Source organism: Streptomyces sp. NPDC002144 (genome assembly GCF_053593695.1).
Genome location: NZ_JBSFDB010000026.1, coordinates 139,965 through 158,601 on the forward strand (window position 1 = coordinate 139,965; position 18,637 = coordinate 158,601).

The 18,637-nt window shown below is 72.5% G+C and carries 22 protein-coding genes and 1 riboswitch; of the genes, 14 read left to right on the forward strand and 8 right to left on the reverse strand.

The annotated features are described in order from the left end of the window. Nucleotides 1–19 precede the first annotated feature (19 nt). Both ACWCQ1_RS33225 and ACWCQ1_RS33230 read left to right on the forward strand, forming a co-directional pair. Entirely contained in the window at nucleotides 20–643 is a 624-nt protein-coding gene (locus tag ACWCQ1_RS33225; RefSeq protein ID WP_451028055.1) for a helix-turn-helix domain-containing protein, read from the forward strand. Next, complete coding sequence (locus ACWCQ1_RS33230; RefSeq protein ID WP_133042096.1) at nucleotides 640–765, forward strand: DUF6126 family protein; 126 nt, start codon at nucleotides 640–642, stop codon at nucleotides 763–765. Before ACWCQ1_RS33225 ends, ACWCQ1_RS33230 begins: the two co-directional genes overlap by 4 nt. 7 nt (nucleotides 766–772) lie before the next feature. Here the strand turns inward: ACWCQ1_RS33230 and ACWCQ1_RS33235 are convergent, their stop codons facing one another. Further along, nucleotides 773–1,570, reverse strand: coding sequence for a tyrosine-protein phosphatase (locus tag ACWCQ1_RS33235; RefSeq protein ID WP_451028056.1), 798 nt, complete (start codon nucleotides 1,568–1,570; stop codon nucleotides 773–775). 170 nt (nucleotides 1,571–1,740) lie between these two features. Between ACWCQ1_RS33235 and ACWCQ1_RS33240 the strand changes: the two genes are divergently transcribed. From ACWCQ1_RS33240 to ACWCQ1_RS33250, 3 genes are all read left to right on the forward strand, one after another. After that, nucleotides 1,741–3,813, forward strand: coding sequence for an alpha-galactosidase (locus tag ACWCQ1_RS33240; protein ID WP_133042098.1), 2,073 nt, complete (start codon nucleotides 1,741–1,743; stop codon nucleotides 3,811–3,813). Nucleotides 3,814–4,118: 305 nt separating this feature from the next. Then, nucleotides 4,119–4,277: riboswitch (cyclic di-AMP (ydaO/yuaA leader) on the forward strand. A gap of 4 nt (nucleotides 4,278–4,281) precedes the next feature. Continuing rightward, nucleotides 4,282–5,217 carry a M23 family metallopeptidase gene (locus ACWCQ1_RS33245; RefSeq protein ID WP_451028057.1) on the forward strand — a complete coding sequence of 312 codons (936 nt, stop codon included), beginning with the start codon at nucleotides 4,282–4,284 and terminating at the stop codon, nucleotides 5,215–5,217. Nucleotides 5,218–5,470: 253 nt separating this feature from the next. Continuing rightward, nucleotides 5,471–6,256 (forward strand): SGNH/GDSL hydrolase family protein, encoded by a 786-nt coding sequence (locus ACWCQ1_RS33250; RefSeq protein WP_358597406.1) that lies wholly within the window; start codon nucleotides 5,471–5,473, stop codon nucleotides 6,254–6,256. A 19-nt stretch (nucleotides 6,257–6,275) separates the two neighbouring features. On the opposite strand, the gene ACWCQ1_RS33255 is transcribed toward ACWCQ1_RS33250, so the two are convergent. The 6 genes from ACWCQ1_RS33255 to ACWCQ1_RS33280 all read right to left on the reverse strand — a co-directional run bounded on the left by ACWCQ1_RS33255 (nucleotide 6,276) and on the right by ACWCQ1_RS33280 (nucleotide 9,458). Beyond that, nucleotides 6,276–6,896 carry a TetR/AcrR family transcriptional regulator gene (locus tag ACWCQ1_RS33255; protein WP_358597014.1) on the reverse strand — a complete coding sequence of 207 codons (621 nt, stop codon included), beginning with the start codon at nucleotides 6,894–6,896 and terminating at the stop codon, nucleotides 6,276–6,278. Between the two features lie 9 nt (nucleotides 6,897–6,905). Then, nucleotides 6,906–7,232 (reverse strand): DUF1330 domain-containing protein, encoded by a 327-nt coding sequence (locus tag ACWCQ1_RS33260; RefSeq protein ID WP_358597017.1) that lies wholly within the window; start codon nucleotides 7,230–7,232, stop codon nucleotides 6,906–6,908. Between the two features lie 11 nt (nucleotides 7,233–7,243). Then, nucleotides 7,244–7,477, reverse strand: a complete 234-nt coding sequence (locus ACWCQ1_RS33265) for an acetate--CoA ligase family protein (protein ID WP_358597020.1) — start codon at nucleotides 7,475–7,477, stop codon at nucleotides 7,244–7,246. Continuing rightward, on the reverse strand, nucleotides 7,420–7,596 hold the full coding sequence (locus ACWCQ1_RS33270; protein ID WP_358597023.1) for a hypothetical protein: 177 nt from the start codon (nucleotides 7,594–7,596) through the stop codon (nucleotides 7,420–7,422). The genes ACWCQ1_RS33265 and ACWCQ1_RS33270 overlap by 58 nt, the downstream gene beginning before the upstream one ends. Beyond that, on the reverse strand, nucleotides 7,584–8,762 hold the full coding sequence (locus tag ACWCQ1_RS33275; protein ID WP_451028058.1) for a Glu/Leu/Phe/Val dehydrogenase dimerization domain-containing protein: 1,179 nt from the start codon (nucleotides 8,760–8,762) through the stop codon (nucleotides 7,584–7,586). Before ACWCQ1_RS33275 ends, ACWCQ1_RS33270 begins: the two co-directional genes overlap by 13 nt. 132 nt (nucleotides 8,763–8,894) lie before the next feature. Continuing rightward, a complete protein-coding gene (locus ACWCQ1_RS33280) occupies nucleotides 8,895–9,458 on the reverse strand; it encodes an acyl-CoA dehydrogenase family protein (RefSeq protein WP_451028059.1) in 564 nt (187 codons plus the stop codon). Between the two features lie 223 nt (nucleotides 9,459–9,681). Between ACWCQ1_RS33280 and ACWCQ1_RS33285 the strand changes: the two genes are divergently transcribed. From ACWCQ1_RS33285 to ACWCQ1_RS33325, 9 genes are all read left to right on the forward strand, one after another. Beyond that, nucleotides 9,682–10,929 (forward strand): MBL fold metallo-hydrolase, encoded by a 1,248-nt coding sequence (locus ACWCQ1_RS33285; RefSeq protein WP_451028060.1) that lies wholly within the window; start codon nucleotides 9,682–9,684, stop codon nucleotides 10,927–10,929. Nucleotides 10,930–11,067: 138 nt separating this feature from the next. After that, entirely contained in the window at nucleotides 11,068–11,862 is a 795-nt protein-coding gene (locus ACWCQ1_RS33290) for a DUF429 domain-containing protein (protein WP_451028061.1), read from the forward strand. A 7-nt stretch (nucleotides 11,863–11,869) separates the two neighbouring features. Then, nucleotides 11,870–12,262, forward strand: coding sequence for an AraC family transcriptional regulator (locus ACWCQ1_RS33295; RefSeq protein WP_358597038.1), 393 nt, complete (start codon nucleotides 11,870–11,872; stop codon nucleotides 12,260–12,262). Nucleotides 12,263–12,380: 118 nt separating this feature from the next. Further along, nucleotides 12,381–12,791 carry a VOC family protein gene (locus ACWCQ1_RS33300; RefSeq protein WP_133042104.1) on the forward strand — a complete coding sequence of 137 codons (411 nt, stop codon included), beginning with the start codon at nucleotides 12,381–12,383 and terminating at the stop codon, nucleotides 12,789–12,791. A gap of 407 nt (nucleotides 12,792–13,198) precedes the next feature. Further along, nucleotides 13,199–15,475, forward strand: a complete 2,277-nt coding sequence (locus ACWCQ1_RS33305) for a sensor histidine kinase (protein ID WP_358597041.1) — start codon at nucleotides 13,199–13,201, stop codon at nucleotides 15,473–15,475. Between the two features lie 74 nt (nucleotides 15,476–15,549). Beyond that, a complete protein-coding gene (locus ACWCQ1_RS33310) occupies nucleotides 15,550–15,984 on the forward strand; it encodes a roadblock/LC7 domain-containing protein (RefSeq protein ID WP_133042106.1) in 435 nt (144 codons plus the stop codon). 2 nt (nucleotides 15,985–15,986) lie between these two features. Next, complete coding sequence (locus tag ACWCQ1_RS33315; RefSeq protein WP_133042168.1) at nucleotides 15,987–16,358, forward strand: DUF742 domain-containing protein; 372 nt, start codon at nucleotides 15,987–15,989, stop codon at nucleotides 16,356–16,358. Continuing rightward, a complete protein-coding gene (locus tag ACWCQ1_RS33320; protein ID WP_133042107.1) occupies nucleotides 16,336–16,950 on the forward strand; it encodes a GTP-binding protein in 615 nt (204 codons plus the stop codon). The genes ACWCQ1_RS33315 and ACWCQ1_RS33320 overlap by 23 nt, the downstream gene beginning before the upstream one ends. After that, the gene (locus ACWCQ1_RS33325) at nucleotides 16,947–17,528 is read left to right on the forward strand and encodes a GAF domain-containing protein (RefSeq protein ID WP_358597045.1); all 582 of its coding nucleotides are present in this window, start codon (nucleotides 16,947–16,949) and stop codon (nucleotides 17,526–17,528) included. Before ACWCQ1_RS33320 ends, ACWCQ1_RS33325 begins: the two co-directional genes overlap by 4 nt. Before the next feature lie 116 nt (nucleotides 17,529–17,644). On the opposite strand, the gene ACWCQ1_RS33330 is transcribed toward ACWCQ1_RS33325, so the two are convergent. After that, on the reverse strand, nucleotides 17,645–18,250 hold the full coding sequence (locus tag ACWCQ1_RS33330; protein ID WP_358597048.1) for a GPP34 family phosphoprotein: 606 nt from the start codon (nucleotides 18,248–18,250) through the stop codon (nucleotides 17,645–17,647). Nucleotides 18,251–18,637: the final 387 nt, after the last annotated feature.

Sequence of the window (18,637 nt, forward strand, 5' to 3'; positions counted from 1 at the left end):
GTGGTGCTGAATGGAGAGCATGAGCTCTCCCGAGACCGAGCCCCCGGCCGGGCCGGACGAGGTCCTGCCCGCCGTCGCGCCGCAGCTCCGCGCCCTGCGTCGGCGGGCCGCCCTCACCCTGGAGTCGGCGGCGCGCACCGCGGGGCTGTCGCCGGCCCATCTCTCCCGGCTGGAGACCGGGCAGCGCCAGCCCTCACTGCCGGTGCTGCTCGCCCTCGCCCGTATCTACGGTACGACCGTCTCGGAGCTGCTCGGCGAGACGGTCGCCGAACGGGACGCCGTGGTACGCGCCGCCGACATGGAACCGACCGTCGCGGGCGGCTGGACGTACTGGCAGACCGGTGCGTCCGGGCGCGGGATGCAGGCCCTGCGGGTGCGCGTGCCGCACGGCTCGCAGGGCGACATCGTGCGGGTGCATCCCGGCGAGGAGTGGCTGTACGTCCTCCAGGGACGGCTGCGGCTGCGCCTCGGCGACACCACGCACCGGCTCGGACCGGGGGACAGCGCGCACTTCGACTCGCTGACCCCGCACCGGATCGCCGCCCAGGACGCCGACGGCGTCGAGCTCCTGTTCGTCCACACCCTGCTGCAGAGTCCCACGGCCGCGCTGTGCCTGGGCCCCGTCACCGGAGACATGCCATGAGCAACAGCAACATGGAAGAGAAGTTCCCCCGCGCCCTGTGGGTGCGGCTGATCATCTACATCGCCGTCGGGCACCTGTTCGCGGCCTTCGTCTATCTGCTGTTCGCTCTCGGCGCCAAGTAGCCCGCGGTCAGTCGAGCAGCCGCTCCCGCAGCCGCTCGCGGATCTCCGGTGTCACCCCGAGCCCCTGCTCCAGATAGGCCTCGACGCCGCCCCACGTCTCCTCAATGGTCTCGAAGGCCGCCTCCAGGTATTCGACGCGCGCCTCGAACAGGGGGCTGAGCAGCTCCATGACCTCGGGGGAGTAGCCGGCGCCGGAGGAGCTGCTGCGCCGCACCTTGTAGCGGCGGTGCCTCGCGTTGGACTCCAGGTAGTCGGCGACGATCGCCTCCCGCTCGACGCCCAGCGCGAGCAGGGTCACGGCTATGGACAGGCCCGCGCGGTCCTTGCCCGCCGCGCAGTGCATCAGCGCGGGCACGCTGTCCTCGGCGAGCGAACGCAGCACCCGCGCGTGCTCGGCGGTGCGCTCCCGGATGATCGTGCGGTAGGAGACGATCATGCGGTTGGCCGCCTTGCCGTCGCCGAGGATCTCCCGCAGCTGGTCGATCTCGCCGTCCCGGACCATCTTCCAGAACCGGGAGCCGTCCGCCGGATCCGTCAGCGGCAGGTTCACATTGCGCACGCCCGGCAGCTCGACGTCCGGGCCCTCCAGCTTCTGGTCCGCCGCGTTGCGGAAGTCGAAGATCGTGTGCAGTCCCAGCGACGAGAGGAACGCGGCGTCCTCCTCCGTGGCGTGCGCGAGATGGCCGCTGCGGAACAGCACTCCGTGCCGCACCCGCCGCCCGTCCGCCGTCGGAAGCCCGCCGACGTCGCGGAAGTTGCGCACGGCGGTCAGCTCGGGCTCGGTCGACGGGACCTGCTGCGTCACGGGGCCTCCTCGGGGTCGGCCCCGCCGGCGCGGCTCGACGACGGGCACCTCCTCGACGATACGACATGGGTTCCCCAGGCAATGAGTTGTCCACAGGCGTTGCCGCCGAGGCCCGCTGACGTTGATGATGTTGCCGCTTGATCGGACCTGTTCGAACGTGTGAGGGCTTGATGCTGGAGATCTCCGACAACGGCCGTACCTGGCTCCTGACCGGTCCGGCCAGCGGGTACGCCGTCCATCTGACCGAGGACGACGAGCTGCTGCACCTGCACTGGGGCCCGCGGATCGCCCTCGCGGACGCCGAGGCGCTCGCCGTGCGCCCGCTGCCGGTCTACCGGCCCTTCGAGTCGCCGCTGGACGGCCGGGAGGAGTACCCGGTCGAGGGCGGCCCCCGGTTCGCGCGGCCCGCTCTGTCCGTGCGCACCGAGGAGCGGCGCGGCACCGAGTGGCGTTTCGAGGCGCACGAGACGGAGGGCGACCATCTGCGGCTGCGCTTCCGCGACGGCGGGCTCGTCATCACGCTGCACTACCGCATGCGGCACGACGTCGTGGAACGCTGGGTGAGCCTCGACAACGAGGGACCGGCGCCCCTGGAGCTGCTGCGCGCCGACGCCGCCACCTGGACGCTGCCCGACCGCGAGGGCTGGCGGCTCTCCCAGCTGCACGGCCGCTGGGCCGCCGAGTCCCTGCTGACCGCCGCGCCGCTCACCCACGGCGAGAAGGTCATCGGCAGCCGCCGCGGCCACACCGGGCACCAGCACCTGCCCTGGGTCGCCCTCGACACCGACGCCACCGAGGAGCGCGGCGAGGTCTACGGCTGCGCGCTCGGCTGGTCCGGTTCCTGGCGGATCGCGGTGGCGCAGCTCCCGGACGCGCGCGTGCAGATCACCGGCGGCGCCGGGTACGACGACTCCGGGCTGCTGCTCCTGGGCGCGGGGGAGTCGTACACCACCCCCGTCTTCGCCGGGCTGTGGAGCGACGGCGGCTTCGGCGGCGCGAGCCGCGCCTGGCACGCCTACCAGCGCGCCTACGTCATCCCGGACGCGGACCGGGACCGTCCGGTGCTGTTCAACTCCTGGGAGGCCACGGAGTTCGACATCTCAGAGGAGCAGCAGGGGGCGCTCGCCCGCCGGGCCGCCGCCATCGGCGTCGAGCTGTTCGTCGTCGACGACGGCTGGTTCGGCAAGCGCACCAGCGACCGTGCCGGGCTCGGCGACTGGACGCCCAACCCCGACCGCTTCCCCAAGGGCCTGGCGCCGCTCGCCGACTATGTGCACGCCCTCGGCATGCAGTTCGGCATCTGGGTCGAGCCCGAGATGGTCAACCCGGACAGCGACCTCTACCGCGCCCACCCCGACTGGGTGCAGTTCCAGCCGGGCCGCAGGCGCACGGAGTTCCGCAACCAGCTCGTACTGAACCTGGCCCGCGAGGACGTCCAGGAGTACCTCTGGCAGCAGCTCGACACGCTCCTGTCCAGCGCCCCCGTCGACTACGTCAAGTGGGACTTCAACCGCTGCTTCACCGACGCCGGCTGGCCCGGCGACCCCTACCCGCAGCGCCTGTGGGTCGACCACGTCCGCGCGCTGTACGCGCTGCTGGACCGGCTGCGGGCGGCCCACCCGGACGTCGTCTTCGAGTCCTGCTCGGGCGGTGGCGGCCGGATCGACCTCGGCATCATGAGCCGTACCGACCAGGTGTGGACCTCCGACAACACCGACCCGCTCGACCGGCTCGCCATCCAGCACGGCTTCAGCCAGATCCACCCCGCGCGCGTGATGGCCGCCTGGGTCACCGACAGCCCCAACACCCAGCTCAACGACCGGGTCAGCTCCCTGCGCTTCCGGTTCGTCAGCGCCATGGCGGGTGTGCTGGGCGTCGGCGGAGACCTCACCCAGTGGACCGAGGAGGAGCTCGCCGAGGCCGGTGACTGGGTGAGCCTCTACAAGGAGATCCGGCCCCTGGTGCAGCACGGCGACCTCCACCGGCTGCGGCCCCCGACGGGCGGGCTCAGCGCCGTGCAGTACGTGCGCGGGGACGAGTCGGTCGTCCTGGCCTGGCTCCAGGCACAGAGCTACGGCGAGCCCGTACCGGCCCTGCGGCTGCGCGGACTCGACCCGACAGCCTCCTACGAATGCCCTGAAACGGGCGAAATTCACCGTGGGGCCGTACTACTGCATCACGGACTGGACACCGGGCTGCGCGGCGACCTCGATGCGAAAGTCGTCCGGCTGCGTCGCATCTGAGTCTTCTGCCCGAATTGGAGCCTTCATTCCAACTCGCTCTGGAATGGGGAATGCTGGAGCACCGTCACGTGAGGAGCGTCATATCCGTGACGGTGCGTGGCCCGTCATGTTCACGTAATTCATAAGGGTTTCAAGGGGCTTTGGACAAAGGGATGGAGCTGTAATTCACGGAGGGTGACCGTGAATTCCCGCAGTCGATCAACAGAAACGCATGCACAGGGAACCGCCGCTTGTCCCTTTGCGTCCTGGTCGCTTACGTTCGCCACCAATCCGGACGGACGCCCAGTCCTGCCGCCGCCCGGAGCCCGCACAACTCACCCGTGAACGGCAGGAGCGGGGGACCCACAGGTACGACGCCTGTTCCGGTCTCCGGAACGGCTAGGGGTAAAGCCGCGCCGAAAAACGCGGCCGGGCATCTCCAGCCCGCACCCGACAGCTCACCTCGCAGGCGACGGAGAGGAATTCGCCATGCCCGCGAAGGGTAAGCACCGCCGCCCGAAGCCCAAGCGCTTCACCCGCTCCATCGCCGTCGCCGGAACCGGCGGCGCCGCTCTCGCCCTCCCGCTCATAGGGGCCACCGGAGCCCACGCGGCCACCGCGCAGTCGGCTTCCCAGTCGATTTCCGAAAAGACCGTCCAGTCGCTTCCGGCCGCCGAGAAGAAGGCGACCGAGAAGAAGGCGAACGCCAACAACACGGGTGTGCGCACCTATTCGGTCCGGGCCGGCGACTACCTCGCGAAGATCGCCGACGAGCAGCACGTCCGGGGCGGCTGGCAGAAGCTGTACGCGGACAACCGCCGGGCCGTCGGCGACGACCCGTCGCTGATCCACCCGGGCCTCAAGCTCACCCTCGGCGGCAAGGCGACGACCGGCGCCACCAAGTCCTCCACCTCCGCTGCTTCGTCCTCCTCCTCGTCGAGCGCTTCCTCCGCGTCGAAGGCGTCCGAGGCGACGAAGGCGACGAAGGCCACCCAGGCCGCCGAGTCGACCAGCACCGGGTTCACCCTCCCGGTGACCGGCGGCACCATCGGCACCGGCTACCACGTCGCCGGCAGCATGTGGTCCAGCGGCTACCACACCGGCGTCGACTTCGTCGTCCCGACCGGCACCCCGGTCAAGGCCGTGGGCGCGGGCACCGTCGTCACCGCCGGATGGGGCGGCGCGTACGGCAACCAGGTCGTCATCAAGCTCGCCGACGGCCACTACGCGCAGTACGGCCACCTCTCCCAGATCTCCGTCTCGGTCGGCCAGAGCGTGAGCGCGGGTCAGCAGCTGGGTCTCTCCGGTGCGACCGGCAACGTGACCGGCCCGCACCTGCACTTCGAGATCCGCACCACGCCGGACTACGGCTCCGACGTGGACCCGGTCGCCTACCTCCGTTCGAAGGGCGTCGCCGTCGGCTGACCCCCCGCCGACCGCGCGCCTGACACGCTGCCGAAGGCCGGACCCCGATCCCCGGGTCCGGCCTTCGGTGTTGCGGTCGTCGGCTGTCCAACGTCGGTGATGCGAGAGTTATTCCTGCCTTGGGCAACCCTTTGGACGTGGCTTATCTCACCGACCGTCAACTCATTCTTACGGTCGCGTAGGTCACATTCGAAGGTGAATCATGGCGGCCGTGGCAGACGATTCGAAAAGTGACAGCAGAGACAGCAGGGCAGTGATCGGGTCGTACGTCGCGGTGGGGGACAGCTTCACCGAGGGCGTCGGCGATCCCGGCCCCGACGGAGCCATGGTCGGCTGGGCGGACCGGTTCGCCGTGCTGCTCGCGGACCGGCGGCCCGAGGGCGACTTCGCCTACGCCAACCTCGCCGTGCGCGGCAAGCTGCTCGACCAGATCGTGGCGGACCAGGTCCCGCAGGCCGAGGAACTCGCCCCGGACCTGGTCTCCTTCTGTGCCGGCGGCAATGACATCATCCGGCCCGGCACCGACCCGGACGAGGTCGCCGAGCGCTTCGAGCGCGCGGTCGCCCGGCTCACCCGGGCCGCCGGCACCGTCATGGTGACGACCGGCTTCGACACCCGTGGCGTGCCCGTGCTCAAGCACCTGCGCGGCAAGATCGCCACCTACAACGGACATGTCCGGGCCATCGCCGACCGGTACGGCTGTCCCGTGCTCGACCTGTGGTCCCTCAAGACCGTGCAGGACCGCAGGGCCTGGGACGACGACCGGCTGCATCTCTCGCCCGAGGGGCACACGCGCGTGGCGCTGCGCGCGGGTCAGGTCCTCGGCCTGGAGGTCCCGGCCGACCCGGACCAGCCCTGGCCTCCGCTGCCGCCGCGCGGCACCCTCGAGGTGCGGCGGGACGATGTGCACTGGGCGCGCGAGTACCTGGTGCCGTGGATCGGGCGCCGGCTGCGCGGGGAGTCCTCGGGCGACCATGTGACGGCCAAGGGCGCGCTGTCGCCGGACGACATCAAGATGCGGATCGCCCCGGTGGCCTGAGAGCGACGCGTGCGGGAGCTCACCGCTCCGGCGCGGTCAACGCCTCCCGCTCCAGCCCCAGTTCGCGGGCCAGCGCCTCGTCAACCCACTCCTGGGCGCGGGCCCGTGACACCGCGCCCGGGTAGGACGTCAGCTGTACGGCGAGCCCGTCCAGCAGCGCCGTCAGCCGCAGGGCCGTACCCAACGGGTCGGGGCAGCGGAACTCGCCCGCGGCCACGCCCTCGGCGATGACCTCGGCCAGCGCCGCCTTCCACCGCCGGTCGAGGTCGCGGGTGACCTCCTGCAGCACGGGTTCGCGCAGGGCGGCCGCCCAGCCCTCGATCCACAGCCGCCAGCCCTTGGCCTGCCCGGTCGGCGCGTACCAGCGCACGGCCGAGCGCAGCCGCCGCAGCGCCGTGGTGCGCCGGCCGAGCAGCTTGCGCAGATGGGCCAGGTCGTCCTCGGCCGCGTGGGTGAACGCGGCGGCCACCAGCTTCTCCTTGGTCGAGAAGTGATACAGCACCAGCGCGTTGCTCACGCCGAGCGCCGAGGCCACGTCGGCGATCCTGACCGCCGCCACGCCCCGCGCCTCGATCTGCTCGATGGCGGCCCGCAGCAACTCCTCACGCCGCTCCGCCACGCTCAACCGCACTCTCGCCACGCGGTCACCCTATTCCGTCGCCGCTGATGGCGCGGGGTCGGGCCGCTGTCCGACCAGTTCAACCGGGTACAGCTCGGTCCGCGCGACCGCCGCGTCGCGCTCGCCGGCCAGGGCGGTGCGCCGCCCGTCCGCCATGAAGGCGTCGAAACCGGCCTGCGAGTCGAACTCGATCAGCTGGATCTCGTCCGGACGCCCCTCGGCGCCGTCGGCGCGGGCCCGCTGCAGCACCCGCCCGCCGTGCTCGCCCAGCAGCGCCAGCACCTTGTCCTCGTACGCGCCCAGGGCCTCGCCGGCACCTGGCCGGGCCCACAGCAGACAACACAGTCGAACCGTCACGCCGCCCGACCCTATCCGGCCCCCGGCACGCCGTGCGCGTCCAGAGCGAGCGCCCCAACGGGGTGGACCAGCAGGGGATCGACCTCCAGTTCGGCCAGTTCCGGATCCTCCGCCGCCGCCCGTGCCGCGGCGCACACGGCGGCCGCCGCCGCGTCCAGGTCGACGGGCGGGGCGCCGCGCCAGCCGGTCAGCAGGGACGCGTGGCGCAGCTCCGGAGGGCGCCCTCCGCCAGCCAGTAGCCCCACTTCTCCGGGTTGTCGGAGGCGCCCACGCCGGCCACGGAAGCGGGGTCGAACAGGGCGTCCCGCAGGGCGCGTACGCCCGGTCCGTCACCGGCCGGGTCGGCCGGTGTCACCGATACCATCCGAACCGCTCCGCGATCACCGGCAGCCGGTCGGCGACGATGGCGTGGGCCGCCGCGCGCGGGGTCGTCCCGTCCGCCTCCGCGCGGGCCAGCATCTGCTCCACCAGGGCCCGCATCGAGCGCCGGGTGTGGGCGAACGCCTCGTCCGCGTCGGCGCCGATGTCCCCGAACAGGGTCCACCACCACCAGGCGTTCGTACCGGAGTTGACGACGACGTCCGGCAGCACGGTCACCCCGCGGGCGGCGAGCAGTTCCTCCGCCTCGGGCAGCACCGGCATGTTGGCCGCCTCGACGATCCAGCGGGCGGTGATCCGCTCCTGCTCGGCGGCGTCGATCGCGTACGACACGGCCGCCGGCACCAGCACCTCCGCGTCGGCGGACAGCCAGGCGTCGCCGGGCAGTTCACGGTCCTCGGGGCGCAGGGCGGCGCGGTCGACGGTGCCGTAGGCGTCGCGGGCGGCCAGCAGCGTCTCCACGTCCAGGCCCGCCGGGTTGACCATCGTGCCCTTGATGTCGGCGACGGCGACGACGGTCAGCCCCGCGCGCGTGAGGAAGCGCGCCGTCGCCCCGCCCATGGTGCCGAGGCCCTGCACCGCGACCCGCGTGCCCGCGTACGGCACACCGGCCCGGTCCAGGGCCGCCAGCGCCGACTCGGCGACCCCGCAGCCGCCGACCAGTTCGTCCAGCCCGATGCCGTCGACCTCGACCGCGAACGCGTCCGCGAGCCGCCGCCGGGCCGTCGCCTCGTCGTCCAGCAGCGGATACACGGCCTGGATGGAGGAGACCAGCCCCGCCTCGGCTGCCGCCCGGTCCACCAGGTCCTGGGTGAGACCGAGGTCTTCACCGGTGGTCCAGAAGCTCTCGATGTGCGGCCTCATGGCGCGCAGATAGCGCACCAGCAGCCCGTACGCCCCCGGGTCCTGGGGATCGCAGTCGATGCCGCCCTTCGCCCCGCCCAGCGGGATGTAGCGGCCCTCCGGGTTGTAGTGCAGCGCCTCCTTCATGGTCATCCCGCGCGCGAGCCCGGCGACCTCCTCGAGGGTGCAGCCCGCGCGCATGCGCAGCCCGCCGCTGGCGACGCCGCGCACCAGCCGGTCGACGACGAGGAACCCCTGGCGTCCGGTGAGGTGGTCGGTCCAGGTGAGCGACATCAGGGGGGCGGTCATGCGGTCTCCTCGACAGGGGTGATCAGGGGTGGGGCGGACGGGGGCTCAGGGAGGGGCGGCGCGCACGCGCGTGTACGTGTGCGCGCCGCCGGGACGCTCGGCCGCACCCCCCGCGGGTGCGGCCGTCGCTCGTCACAGGTTTCGCGAGATGACGAGCCGCATGATGTCGGACGTGCCCTCCTCGATCTCCTCCAGCCTGGCGTCGCGCGTCCACTGCTCGACGGGGAACTCGCGCGAACAGCCCCAGCCGCCCAGCGTCTGCACGGCCGCCCAGGTGCAGTGGGCGGCGGTCTCTGAGGCCGTCAGCTCCGCCATCGCCGCCTCGGCGGTCGCCCCCAGACCGGCGTCCAGCCGGCGCGCGGCCCGCCAGGTCATCAGCCGGGCCTGCTCCACGCGCGTGCGCATGTCCGCGAGCCGGAAGGCGACCGCCTGGTGCTCGATGATCGGCCTGCCGAACTGCCGCCGCTCACGCGCGCAGTCGCGCGCGTACTCGTACGCGGCCCGCGCCACGCCGGTCGCGGCCGCCCCCGGCACCGTGCGCGAGATGTCGAAGGTCCGCATCAGCCCGTGGAAGCCCTCTCCCTCCGCCCCGAGCCGGTCCGCCTCGGGGTCCTCGCGGGCGAACGCGCGGGTGAGGTCCGCGATGTCGTACTGCTCCGGGCTGAGCGGGACGAGCTCGGTGGGCAGGTCGGACACGGTGCCTCCAGCGGGCCGCCGGGAAAACTACTGAATCGCGGGTCAGTATCGGGAGCGGTCGGGTCCCGTGTCAACGGGGCCGCCGCCCGGTCCGGGACCGCCGGCGAAGGGTTCGTTTCTTTGGGTTTTCTTTGGAAACCGTCCGGCAGGAACGGGACGATCCCGGTGTTGTCCGAGGGGGCGACCATAATGGAGTGCCTCACCGACTCCACCTGGAGGTACCGTGTCCGGTTTCCGTTCCCTGAGCTCCGGGCTCCGCGCGCTGCAGCCCGCGGCCTTCGGCGCGGACCCGAGCGGTGAGCGCATGGCGCGCATCCGCAGATCGCCCCACTTCAAGGACGGGGTCTTCCAGAATCCCGGAGGCACCGCCCGGACCCGGCCCTCCGGCTCGATGACGGAGTTCGCGAAGGTCTTCTTCGACAAGGAGGAGCGGCCCCGCCGCGCCCCCAAGGGAAACATCCCGGTGCACGCCACCACGCTCGCGGACATCGCCAGGCCGCCCGCCACCGGGCTGCGGCTGACCTGGATGGGGCACTCCAGCGTGCTCGCGGAGATCGACGGACACCGGGTCCTGTTCGACCCCGTCTGGGGCGAGCGCTGCTCCCCGTTCTCCTTCGTCGGCCCGAAGCGACTGCACCCCGTGCCGCTGCCGCTCGCCGCGCTCGGCCCGGTCGACGTCGTCGTCATCTCGCATGACCACTACGACCACCTGGACATGCCCAGCATCAAGACGCTGGCCGGCACGGACACCCTGTTCGCCGTTCCGCTGGGCGTCGGCGAGCACCTGGAGCTGTGGGGCGTCTCCGCCGACCGGATCCGCGAGCTGGACTGGCACGAGGAGACGAGGATCGGCGGCCTCACCCTCACCGCCACCCCGGCCCGCCACTTCTGCGGACGGGGAATGCGCAACACCCAGCACACGCTCTGGGCCTCCTGGGCGGTCGCCGGGGACCAGCACCGCGTCTACCACAGCGGCGACACCGGGTACTTCGAGGGCTTCAAGGACATCGGTGCCGCGCACGGTCCGTTCGACGCCACGATGATCCAGATCGGCGCGTACTCCGACTTCTGGCCGGACATCCACATGACGCCCGAGGAGGGCATGCGCGCCCACCTCGACCTCCAGGGCGGAGCGCCGCACGGCGTGATGATGCCGATCCACTGGGCCACCTTCAACCTGGCCACCCACCCCTGGGCAGAGCCCGGCGAGGGCACGGTCGCCGCCGCCCACGCCACCGGCTCCCGTATCGCCCTGCCCCGTCCCGGAGAGCCCTTCGAACCCACCGCCGAGACCCTCCCCGGCGACCCCTGGTGGCGTGCGGTGGCCCAGGAGCCGGCGGGCGGCTGGCCGACGGCGCAGGCCGTCGCCGGGGCCGCGATCAAGACGGCCGCGGACTCGGCTGCGAAGGAACAGGCCGACGCGAGGGGCGCCGAGGGGAGCGGGGATCCGGAGACGGTGCCGGCCGGGTGAGGCGGGCTGCGGCGAGCGACGGGGACCACGGGGAGGTCGTCCGGGCCGTGATCCCGGGGTCGTGATGGTGCTCGACGGAGGGACGCCGGGGCGTCAGTGTGCGGGGTGTCGGCTGAGCAGGTGCGGGAGGGGCCCGGAATGCCGCGTCGGCAGGTCGTGACCCTCGGGGTCGATCTCGCCGCCAGCGCTCGGCGCACCGCTGTGTGCCGGGTGGAGTGGGTCCACGTGGGCGCGCCGACGGTGGAGTTCGTCGTGCCGGACGGGGACGAGGAACTGCTGGCCCTGGTCCGCGGTGCCGACAAGACGGGTCTTGACTGTCCGCTCGGCTGGCCGACCGGCTTCGTGGACACGATCGCGGCCCACCATCAGGGGCTGCCGCTGCCGTCCCCGGCCCGCTTCGGGGATCGTACGGACGGCAGGCCGGGACTGGACCCGCTGCGCTTCCGGCTCACCGACGACCTCACCTGGAAGGCGACCGCGATGCGGCCGCCCCTGTCGGTCTCCACCGACCTCCTCGGCGTGGTCGCGCTCCGGGCGGCCCGCCTCCTGGACGCCCTCGGCACCGGATCCGTGCCGCGGGACGGCTCCGGACCGGTCGCCGAGGTGTACCCCGCGGCCGCGCTGCGGCTGTGGGGCATCCGTCCCGCCGGCAGCTACAAGAACGCCACACCCGACGCACGGGCGGTGCGGGAGTACGTGCTCGGGTCCCTCGAGGCGGGGCTGGGGCGGGCGCTGCCGGAAGAGGTGCGCACGCGGTGCGCCGCCAGCCACGACCACCTCGACGCACTGGTCTGCGCCCTGGTCGCCCGTGCCGTGCTGGTGGGCGACACCCGGTGGCCGTCCTCCGCGGACGAGCGTGCCGCCGCCCTGCGGGAGGGCTGGATCCACCTGCCCGGCCCCGACCTCGCCGCCCTGAGCGGACCCGTGGTGTGATGGCGCCGTGAGCCGCGCCGCCGAAGAGACCAACCGCCGGATGCTCCGTGCCCGGGACGCGATGGACCGCGCCTACGCGCAGCCCCTGGACGTACCGGCCCTGGCGCGGATCGCCCATGTCTCACCGGCCCACTTCGCCCGCACCTTCCGCGCCACCTTCGGCGAGACCCCGCACCGCTACCTCCAGCGCCGGCGCGTGGAACGCGCGATGTTCCTGCTGCGCGAGACCGACCGCAGCGTCACGGACATCTGTTTCGAGGTCGGCTTCGGCAGCCCCGGCACCTTCAGCCGCACCTTCCGCGACGTCGTCGGCCGCTCGCCGCGCGAGTACCGCAAGGAGGCCGTGGCCCTGGACGTGCCGACCTGCTTCACCATGGCGTGGATGCGGCCGAGCGCCTGACCGCCGCCCGACGGCCGGCCCGCGGTCGCGGTCTGCCCGGCGTCCGGGCGACCGAGCAGTCGGCGACTGAGCAGTTTTGGATAAGTTTTCGCAGGGCGGGGCTCGTAGCGTGATGCCCATGTTCACAGGAATCACGCACTCGCAGATCTACGTACTCGACCAGGACGAGGCCCTCGACTTCTACGTCGGCAAGCTCGGCCTTGAGGTCAACACCGACGCCGACCTCGGCTTCATGCGCTGGCTCACCGTCAACGTCCCCGGCCAGCCCGACCGCGAGGTCCTGCTGGAGCGGCCCGGCCCGCCGCGCCTGTCCGAGGAGACCGCGGAGCAGGTCCGCGAACTGCTCACCAAGGGAGCGACGGGCGGCTTCCTCATCTTCGGCACGGAGGACTGCCGCAAGACCTACGAGACGCTGCGGGCCAAGGGCGTCGAGTTCACCGAGGAGCCCACCGAGCGCCCGTACGGCATCGACTGCGGCCTGCGGGACCCCTTCGGCAACAGCATCCGCTTCACCCAGCCGAAGGCGTGAGTACGCGCCGACCGTTGACACGGACAGTGACGTTCAGGGGGTGACTCGCCGGGGTTCGGGGAGCGTCCGAAACGGTCCGGCCCGGTCGGCGAGCGGGCGGACGGCGGCAATCGCCGGCAATCGGAGAGGGCCGGGGAGCGATGGCTCCCCGGCCCTCGATCATTTCTGTCGACCACTTGTGACCAGCACTGATCGATCCGTTCTCGAGCCAGATCGACTGTCCGCTGTGTTTATCGGTCTGTCGTACGACGCCTCATACCAGAGCAGGACGCTTCGCGTGGGACTTTGTCAACTGCCCACCGCACATGATGCCTTGGCGACTACTGTGAGTGTCCATCGGGCAACCCCTGCCCGAACCGCGCAGCCCGCGCCCCGGGCACCGACGGACCCGTACGACGAGGACACCGATGTCTCACCTCCGCGCACCGGCCGCACGCGCAGACCGCCGTGAGGGCGGACGGCACGGACGGCCCGTCGCCCGCACCGCTGCCTCGCTGCCCGAGACCCACATACGGCCCCAGTTGCTCCGGCTCGCCGTGCTGCCCCCCATCGCGGTCGCCCTGAGCGCCAGCGCGGCCGTGCTGTTCACGGTCCGCTCCGCCGGGGTCCGGCCCGGGCTCACGTTGTGGGGAGTGCTGGGCGGCGCGGTCTCGGTGGCGCTGGCCGGCATCGTGACCGCGGCCGTGGCCGCCGACCGGGCCGCCCGGACCGTGAGCGACCGCGTCGCGGCGCTGCGCCGCAGCGCCGCGCGCGGCGAGGCCGATCTGCGCGCGCTCGTCGAGGCGCTGCGCCGCGGCGAGGCCCCGCCCCAGCGCACACCGCGCGGCACGCCCGCCGACGACGCGGACGACTTCGAACTGCTCGCCGCCGACCTGAGCCGGGCGCACGACGGCGCCGTCACCGCCGTCGTGCAGGCCGCGCAGCTGTCCAGCCAGGCGGGCAGCGAACAGAAGCTCGAGGTGTTCGTCAACCTCGCCCGGCGGTTGCAGTCGCTGGTGCACCGGGAGATCTCGATCCTCGACGAGCTGGAGAACGAGATGGAGGACCCCGACCTCCTCAAGGGCCTCTTCCACGTCGACCACCTCGCCACCCGGATCCGCCGGCACGCGGAGAACCTCGCCGTCCTCGGCGGTGCCGTCTCCCGCCGGCAGTGGAGCCATCCGGTGTCCATGACGGAGGTGCTGCGCTCCGCCATCGCCGAGGTCGAGCAGTACTCCCGGGTGAAGCTGGTGCCGCCGATCGACGGCACCCTGCGCGGGCACGCCGTGGCCGACGTGATCCATCTGCTGGCCGAACTGGTCGAGAACGCCACGGTGTTCTCCGCCCCGCACACCCAGGTCCTGCTGCGGGCCAATCTCGTCACCTCGGGGCTCGCCGTGGAGGTCGAGGACCGGGGTCTGGGCATGCCGGTCGCCGAGCAGAAGAAGATGAACGCGCTGCTCGCCGACCCCGACCAGGTCAATGTCGCGAGCCTGCTCGCGGACGGCCGCATCGGGCTGTTCGTCGTCTCGCAGCTGGCGCGGCGGCACGGCATCCACGTCCGGCTGCAGACCAACATCTACGGTGGCGTCCAGGCCGTACTCGTCGTACCGCAGGGCCTGTTGGGCCCGACGCAGGGCCTCCCCGGGGCCGTACCCCGTCCGCATGGCGCCACGGCGACGCCGGCACAGTCGTCCGGCCCGGGTCCCGCGACCGGCGGCCACCGTGTCGTGCCCCCACCGCCGACACCGCGACGTGCAGAGCCGTGGCAGAGCACGGGTACCGCGGCCGCCACGCCGAGCGGCGGTACGCGGGTCGGCGCCGCTGCGAACGGCACCTCGGTGAACGGTTCCATGACGAGCGACGGCACCACCGGCGGCGCCGTGCCGCGTGGCTCCGGCCTGGACAGCGGCACGGCCGACGGCGGTCTGGCGGACGGCTCCGGGGCGGACCTCTCCGTCGCGCGCGGCGGTACGGCGGGTGGCGCGCGCGGTGGTCACACCACGGGGGAGGGGAGCGGGCCCGCGCCGCTGCCCGTGCGGGATGCCCAGGGGGAGCGGCCCAATCCCGCGGAGGCCGTGCCCGGGATCCGGCCCGACGACCGGCGGGTCGTCGCGGAGAACGTGGCCGCCCCGGCCACGCCCCGCACCGGGACGGTTCGCGGCACCATGGGCAAGCCCCAACTCCCGCGCCGCCGCGCCCAGGAGCACATCGCACCCCAGCTGCGCGACGGTCCCGCGCCCCGCCAGGACACCGACGCCCACACCGGCCACGACCCGGGCCTGATGGCCGCCTTCCAACGGGGCATCGGCCTGGCGGAGGCCCAGCAGCACCTGGAGGCGGACCACATGGGCTCGGACCCCATGGCGGCGCCGCCCATGGAGCGCTCCCATGTGGACGCCCTGGACGACATGGGGGGCGCCCACATGTCCGCCCAGCACACGTCCGCATCGGGGCACCCGGACGCCTCCCACACGGCGGTCCGCCACACGGCCGGTGCCCACACGGACGCCTCCGCCACCACTCCACCGCACGGCATGGACGTATCGCGCATGGATGTCTCCCGCATGGACGGATCCCGCATGGACGTACCGCGTAGGGACGTTCCGCGCATGGACCCCGCGCACATAGCGGAGGCGCGCCCGGCAGCGGCTCGTGGCCATGACCGTCCCACCCGGCACGACGGGAGCGCACCAGCCGGATGACGAGCCCAGCCCGCACCCCCGTACTCACCCCCGCCGCTCCCGCAGACCTTCGTACCCCAAGGAGTCGATCCACCATGGCGAGCGATGCGCCGACCGGTCATGTATCCGATCTCGACTGGCTGATGAGCGGCCTCGTGCAGCGCGTACCGCACACCACCAGTGCGGTTCTCCTGTCCTGCGACGGGCTCGTGAAGTCGGTCCACGGCCTCGACGCGGACAGCGCCGACCACATGGCCGCGCTGGCCTCCGGCCTGTACTCCCTCGGCCGCAGCGCCGGGGTGCGCTTCGGCGACGGCGGCGAGGTCCGCCAGGTCGTCGTGGAGCTCGACGCGACCCTGCTGTTCGTCACCACCGCCGGCTCCGGCACCTGTCTCGCCGTGCTGGCCGGCCGCGAGGCCGACGCGGCGGTCCTCGGCTACGAGATGGCGATGCTGGTCAAGAGCGTCCGTCCGTACCTGGTCACCGCACCCCGGCAGCATGCCGTCGAACCCCCGGCGATGAGGCCTTGAGCGTGGTGACGGCCGGCGACGGGCCCTGGCTCGACGACGCGGCCGGACGGCTGGTGCGCCCCTTCACGGTCAGCAACGGCCGCACCCGGCCGAGCATCGCCCTCGACCTCCTGTCGCACGTGATGGCCACCGGGGCCACGCCTCTCGGCTATCTCGGCCCCGAGCACCAGCAGGCGCTCGACCTGTGCCGCGCGCCCGTGTCGGTCGCCGAGGTCGCCGCCCATCTCAAGCTGCCGGCGGTGGTCACCAAGGTGCTGCTGTCGGACCTCGTCGACTGCGGGGCGCTGACCACCAAGCCCCCCGAGTTCCACCACAACCCGACTGACCGGGCCCTTCTGGAGGCAGTGCTCGATGGACTACGACGACAGCTCTGACCCCTTCCCGACCGCACTGAAGATCCTGGTCGCGGGCGGTTTCGGGGTCGGCAAGACGACCTTCGTGGGCGCGGTCAGCGAGATCGCGCCGCTGAGCACGGAGGAGCTGCTCACCACGGTCAGCGCCGCGACCGACCGTCTCGACGGGATCGAGAACAAGGTCGAGACGACGGTGGCCATGGACTTCGGCCGCATCACCCTCGATCCGGAACACGTGCTCTACCTGTTCGGCACGCCGGGCCAGGAGCGGTTCTGGTTCATGTGGGACGAACTCTCCGAGGGCGCGCTCGGCGCGGTGATCCTCGCCGACACCCGGCGCCTGGAGGAGTGCTTCGCCGCGGTGGACTTCTTCGAGCAGCGCGGGCTGGGCTTCATCGTCGCCATCAACGAGTTCGACGGCTCCTACCGCTACGACCCCGAGGAGGTCCGCGCCGCCATCGACCTGCCGCCGGAGATCCCGGTGGTGCGGTGCGACGCCCGTATCTCCAGTTCGGGGGTGCAGACGTTGCTGACGCTCGTACGGCATCTGATCGCGCACGCCCCGGCCCCCGCCCCGAGCCACGGCGCCCACGTCTCCAGTGACCGCCCATGAGGTACGACCCCGCGCGTCCCGCCGGTCGTCTGCTGCTCACCCCGGAGGACAAGGAGGCCCCCGCCCGCACCCTGCGCCTCGGCCAACTCGGCCTGGGTGAACGCCCGGACCCCGATCTCGACGCCTATGCCGGCCGGCTCGCCGGGCTCACCGGGGCGCCGTACGCCATGGTCAACTTCATCGACCAGCACCGCCAGTTCTTCGCGGGCCTGCATCTGCCGGACGTGGCACCGCCGTTCGTGAGGCTCGACGGCACGACGCCCGTGCTGGGCCGTGAACTCGCCCGCGATCACGGCTTCTGCCCCCATGTGGTGGTCCGGCGCAAGGCGCTCGTGCTGGAGGACGTCTGCGACTACCCCCGGTTCGCGGGCAACCCGATGGTCGACGAGTTCGGCATCCGCTCCTATCTCGGCGCCCCGCTCATCGACAGCACGGGGATGACGCTCGGCACGCTGTGCGTGGCGGACGTCGCGCCACGGCCCTGGGGCAAACCCGGCCTGGAGACCATCAAGTCCTCGGCGGCGGAACTCGTGGCCCGGCTGGAACGGCGTGAGGCCGACGGCCTGCCGCTGCTCTGACGCGCGCCGCGACCGCCGGCCGACCGGTCGTCCGCGGCGCCGTCGTGGCTGGTCGCGCAGTTCCCCGCGCCCCTTCGGGGGCGCTACCGAACCGCGGCGGACTTCACCGGGTTCCGCTAGTAACCCCGCCACACGTTGTCGAACGCGGCGTCCTCGATCGCCTTGCGCTGGCGTACGGCCTCCAGTTCCATCACCGCGTCGCCAACCGCGGCCAGGACCGTGGTGACCGTCTCGCCGGCGAGGGCCTCCGCGTCCTCGGCCGGTTCGTCCCGGATGCCGGCCGCGGCCGCCAGGGCGGCGAGGACCGGTTCGCCCGCCGCCCAGCGGTCCTCCGCCTCCCGTCGGGCCGCCGAGTCGACCAGCTCCGTGCGCGAGGTGCGCAGCGGAAGACGCTGACCGCGCGGGCGGGCGGTCAGTCCGATCCGTTCGAAGTCCGCGACGTAGGCGGAGGACAGTCCGCGGCCCCGGCGCCACAGCCAGTCCTCGACCGACTCGTACGGCTCCTGCCGTACGAGCGTTGCGGCGGCCTCGTCCAGCAGCCGGTCACCGGTGGGCGCCTGGGCGCTCGGCAGGATCCGGTCACCGTCCAGCACGAGCGCCTTGGCCTCGATGAGGTCGAACACCTCGGCTCCCGCGAGCGCGAGCGACAGGTCGCCCTGCTCGACGGGCCGGTCCGGTGCCGCCTTGAGGGCGACGATCGCGAGGTCCCGTGCGGTGGTCATGAGCGACTCCACGTCAGTTGGCCGAGTGCGGGGCGAGAGCGTCCGCGTCCTTGCTCGATTCTCGCCGCCCCGAGGCTGCTGTGTGTCCTTCTACGACCATGTGGTGCGGGAAGCCGGTCCGCAGCCCGGCGATGGGCCCCGGCGGCCTCGTGAAGGTCGAGCCGGCGTCCTGGCGACCCGGGTGGGGGAGTGGTACCTCGCCCACCACCACGCCTCCCGCCCCGACGAGCAGGCGTGAAGCCAGGCTGCGGCGCGGCTTAAGAAAACCTCGATGGACCCGGGGTGCTCCGGTGCGGCAGATTGCAGGTGATTCCACCCCCCTCCCCGGACGCGGGCACGCTTCGGGCGGGGGCCCCCCGCCGGGGCCCCGCCCCCACCCCAGGCCGG

Bases quoted from the DNA above. Each gene is read 5' to 3' on its own strand.
- ACWCQ1_RS33240 (WP_133042098.1), top strand. From the start codon at position 1,741: ATGCTGGAGATCTCCGACAACGGCCGTACCTGGCTCCTGACCGGTCCG.
- ACWCQ1_RS33230 (WP_133042096.1), top strand. From the start codon at position 640: ATGAGCAACAGCAACATGGAAGAGAAGTTCCCCCGCGCCCTGTGGGTG.
- ACWCQ1_RS33290 (WP_451028061.1), top strand. From the start codon at position 11,068: ATGCCGCGTCGGCAGGTCGTGACCCTCGGGGTCGATCTCGCCGCCAGC.
- ACWCQ1_RS33275 (WP_451028058.1), bottom strand. From the start codon at position 8,762: ATGACCGCCCCCCTGATGTCGCTCACCTGGACCGACCACCTCACCGGA.
- ACWCQ1_RS33320 (WP_133042107.1), top strand. From the start codon at position 16,336: ATGGACTACGACGACAGCTCTGACCCCTTCCCGACCGCACTGAAGATC.
- ACWCQ1_RS33300 (WP_133042104.1), top strand. From the start codon at position 12,381: ATGTTCACAGGAATCACGCACTCGCAGATCTACGTACTCGACCAGGAC.
- ACWCQ1_RS33305 (WP_358597041.1), top strand. From the start codon at position 13,199: ATGTCTCACCTCCGCGCACCGGCCGCACGCGCAGACCGCCGTGAGGGC.
- ACWCQ1_RS33225 (WP_451028055.1), top strand. From the start codon at position 20: ATGAGCTCTCCCGAGACCGAGCCCCCGGCCGGGCCGGACGAGGTCCTG.
- ACWCQ1_RS33325 (WP_358597045.1), top strand. From the start codon at position 16,947: ATGAGGTACGACCCCGCGCGTCCCGCCGGTCGTCTGCTGCTCACCCCG.
- ACWCQ1_RS33245 (WP_451028057.1), top strand. From the start codon at position 4,282: ATGCCCGCGAAGGGTAAGCACCGCCGCCCGAAGCCCAAGCGCTTCACC.
- ACWCQ1_RS33330 (WP_358597048.1), bottom strand. From the start codon at position 18,250: ATGACCACCGCACGGGACCTCGCGATCGTCGCCCTCAAGGCGGCACCG.
- ACWCQ1_RS33310 (WP_133042106.1), top strand. From the start codon at position 15,550: ATGGCGAGCGATGCGCCGACCGGTCATGTATCCGATCTCGACTGGCTG.
- ACWCQ1_RS33270 (WP_358597023.1), bottom strand. From the start codon at position 7,596: ATGGTATCGGTGACACCGGCCGACCCGGCCGGTGACGGACCGGGCGTA.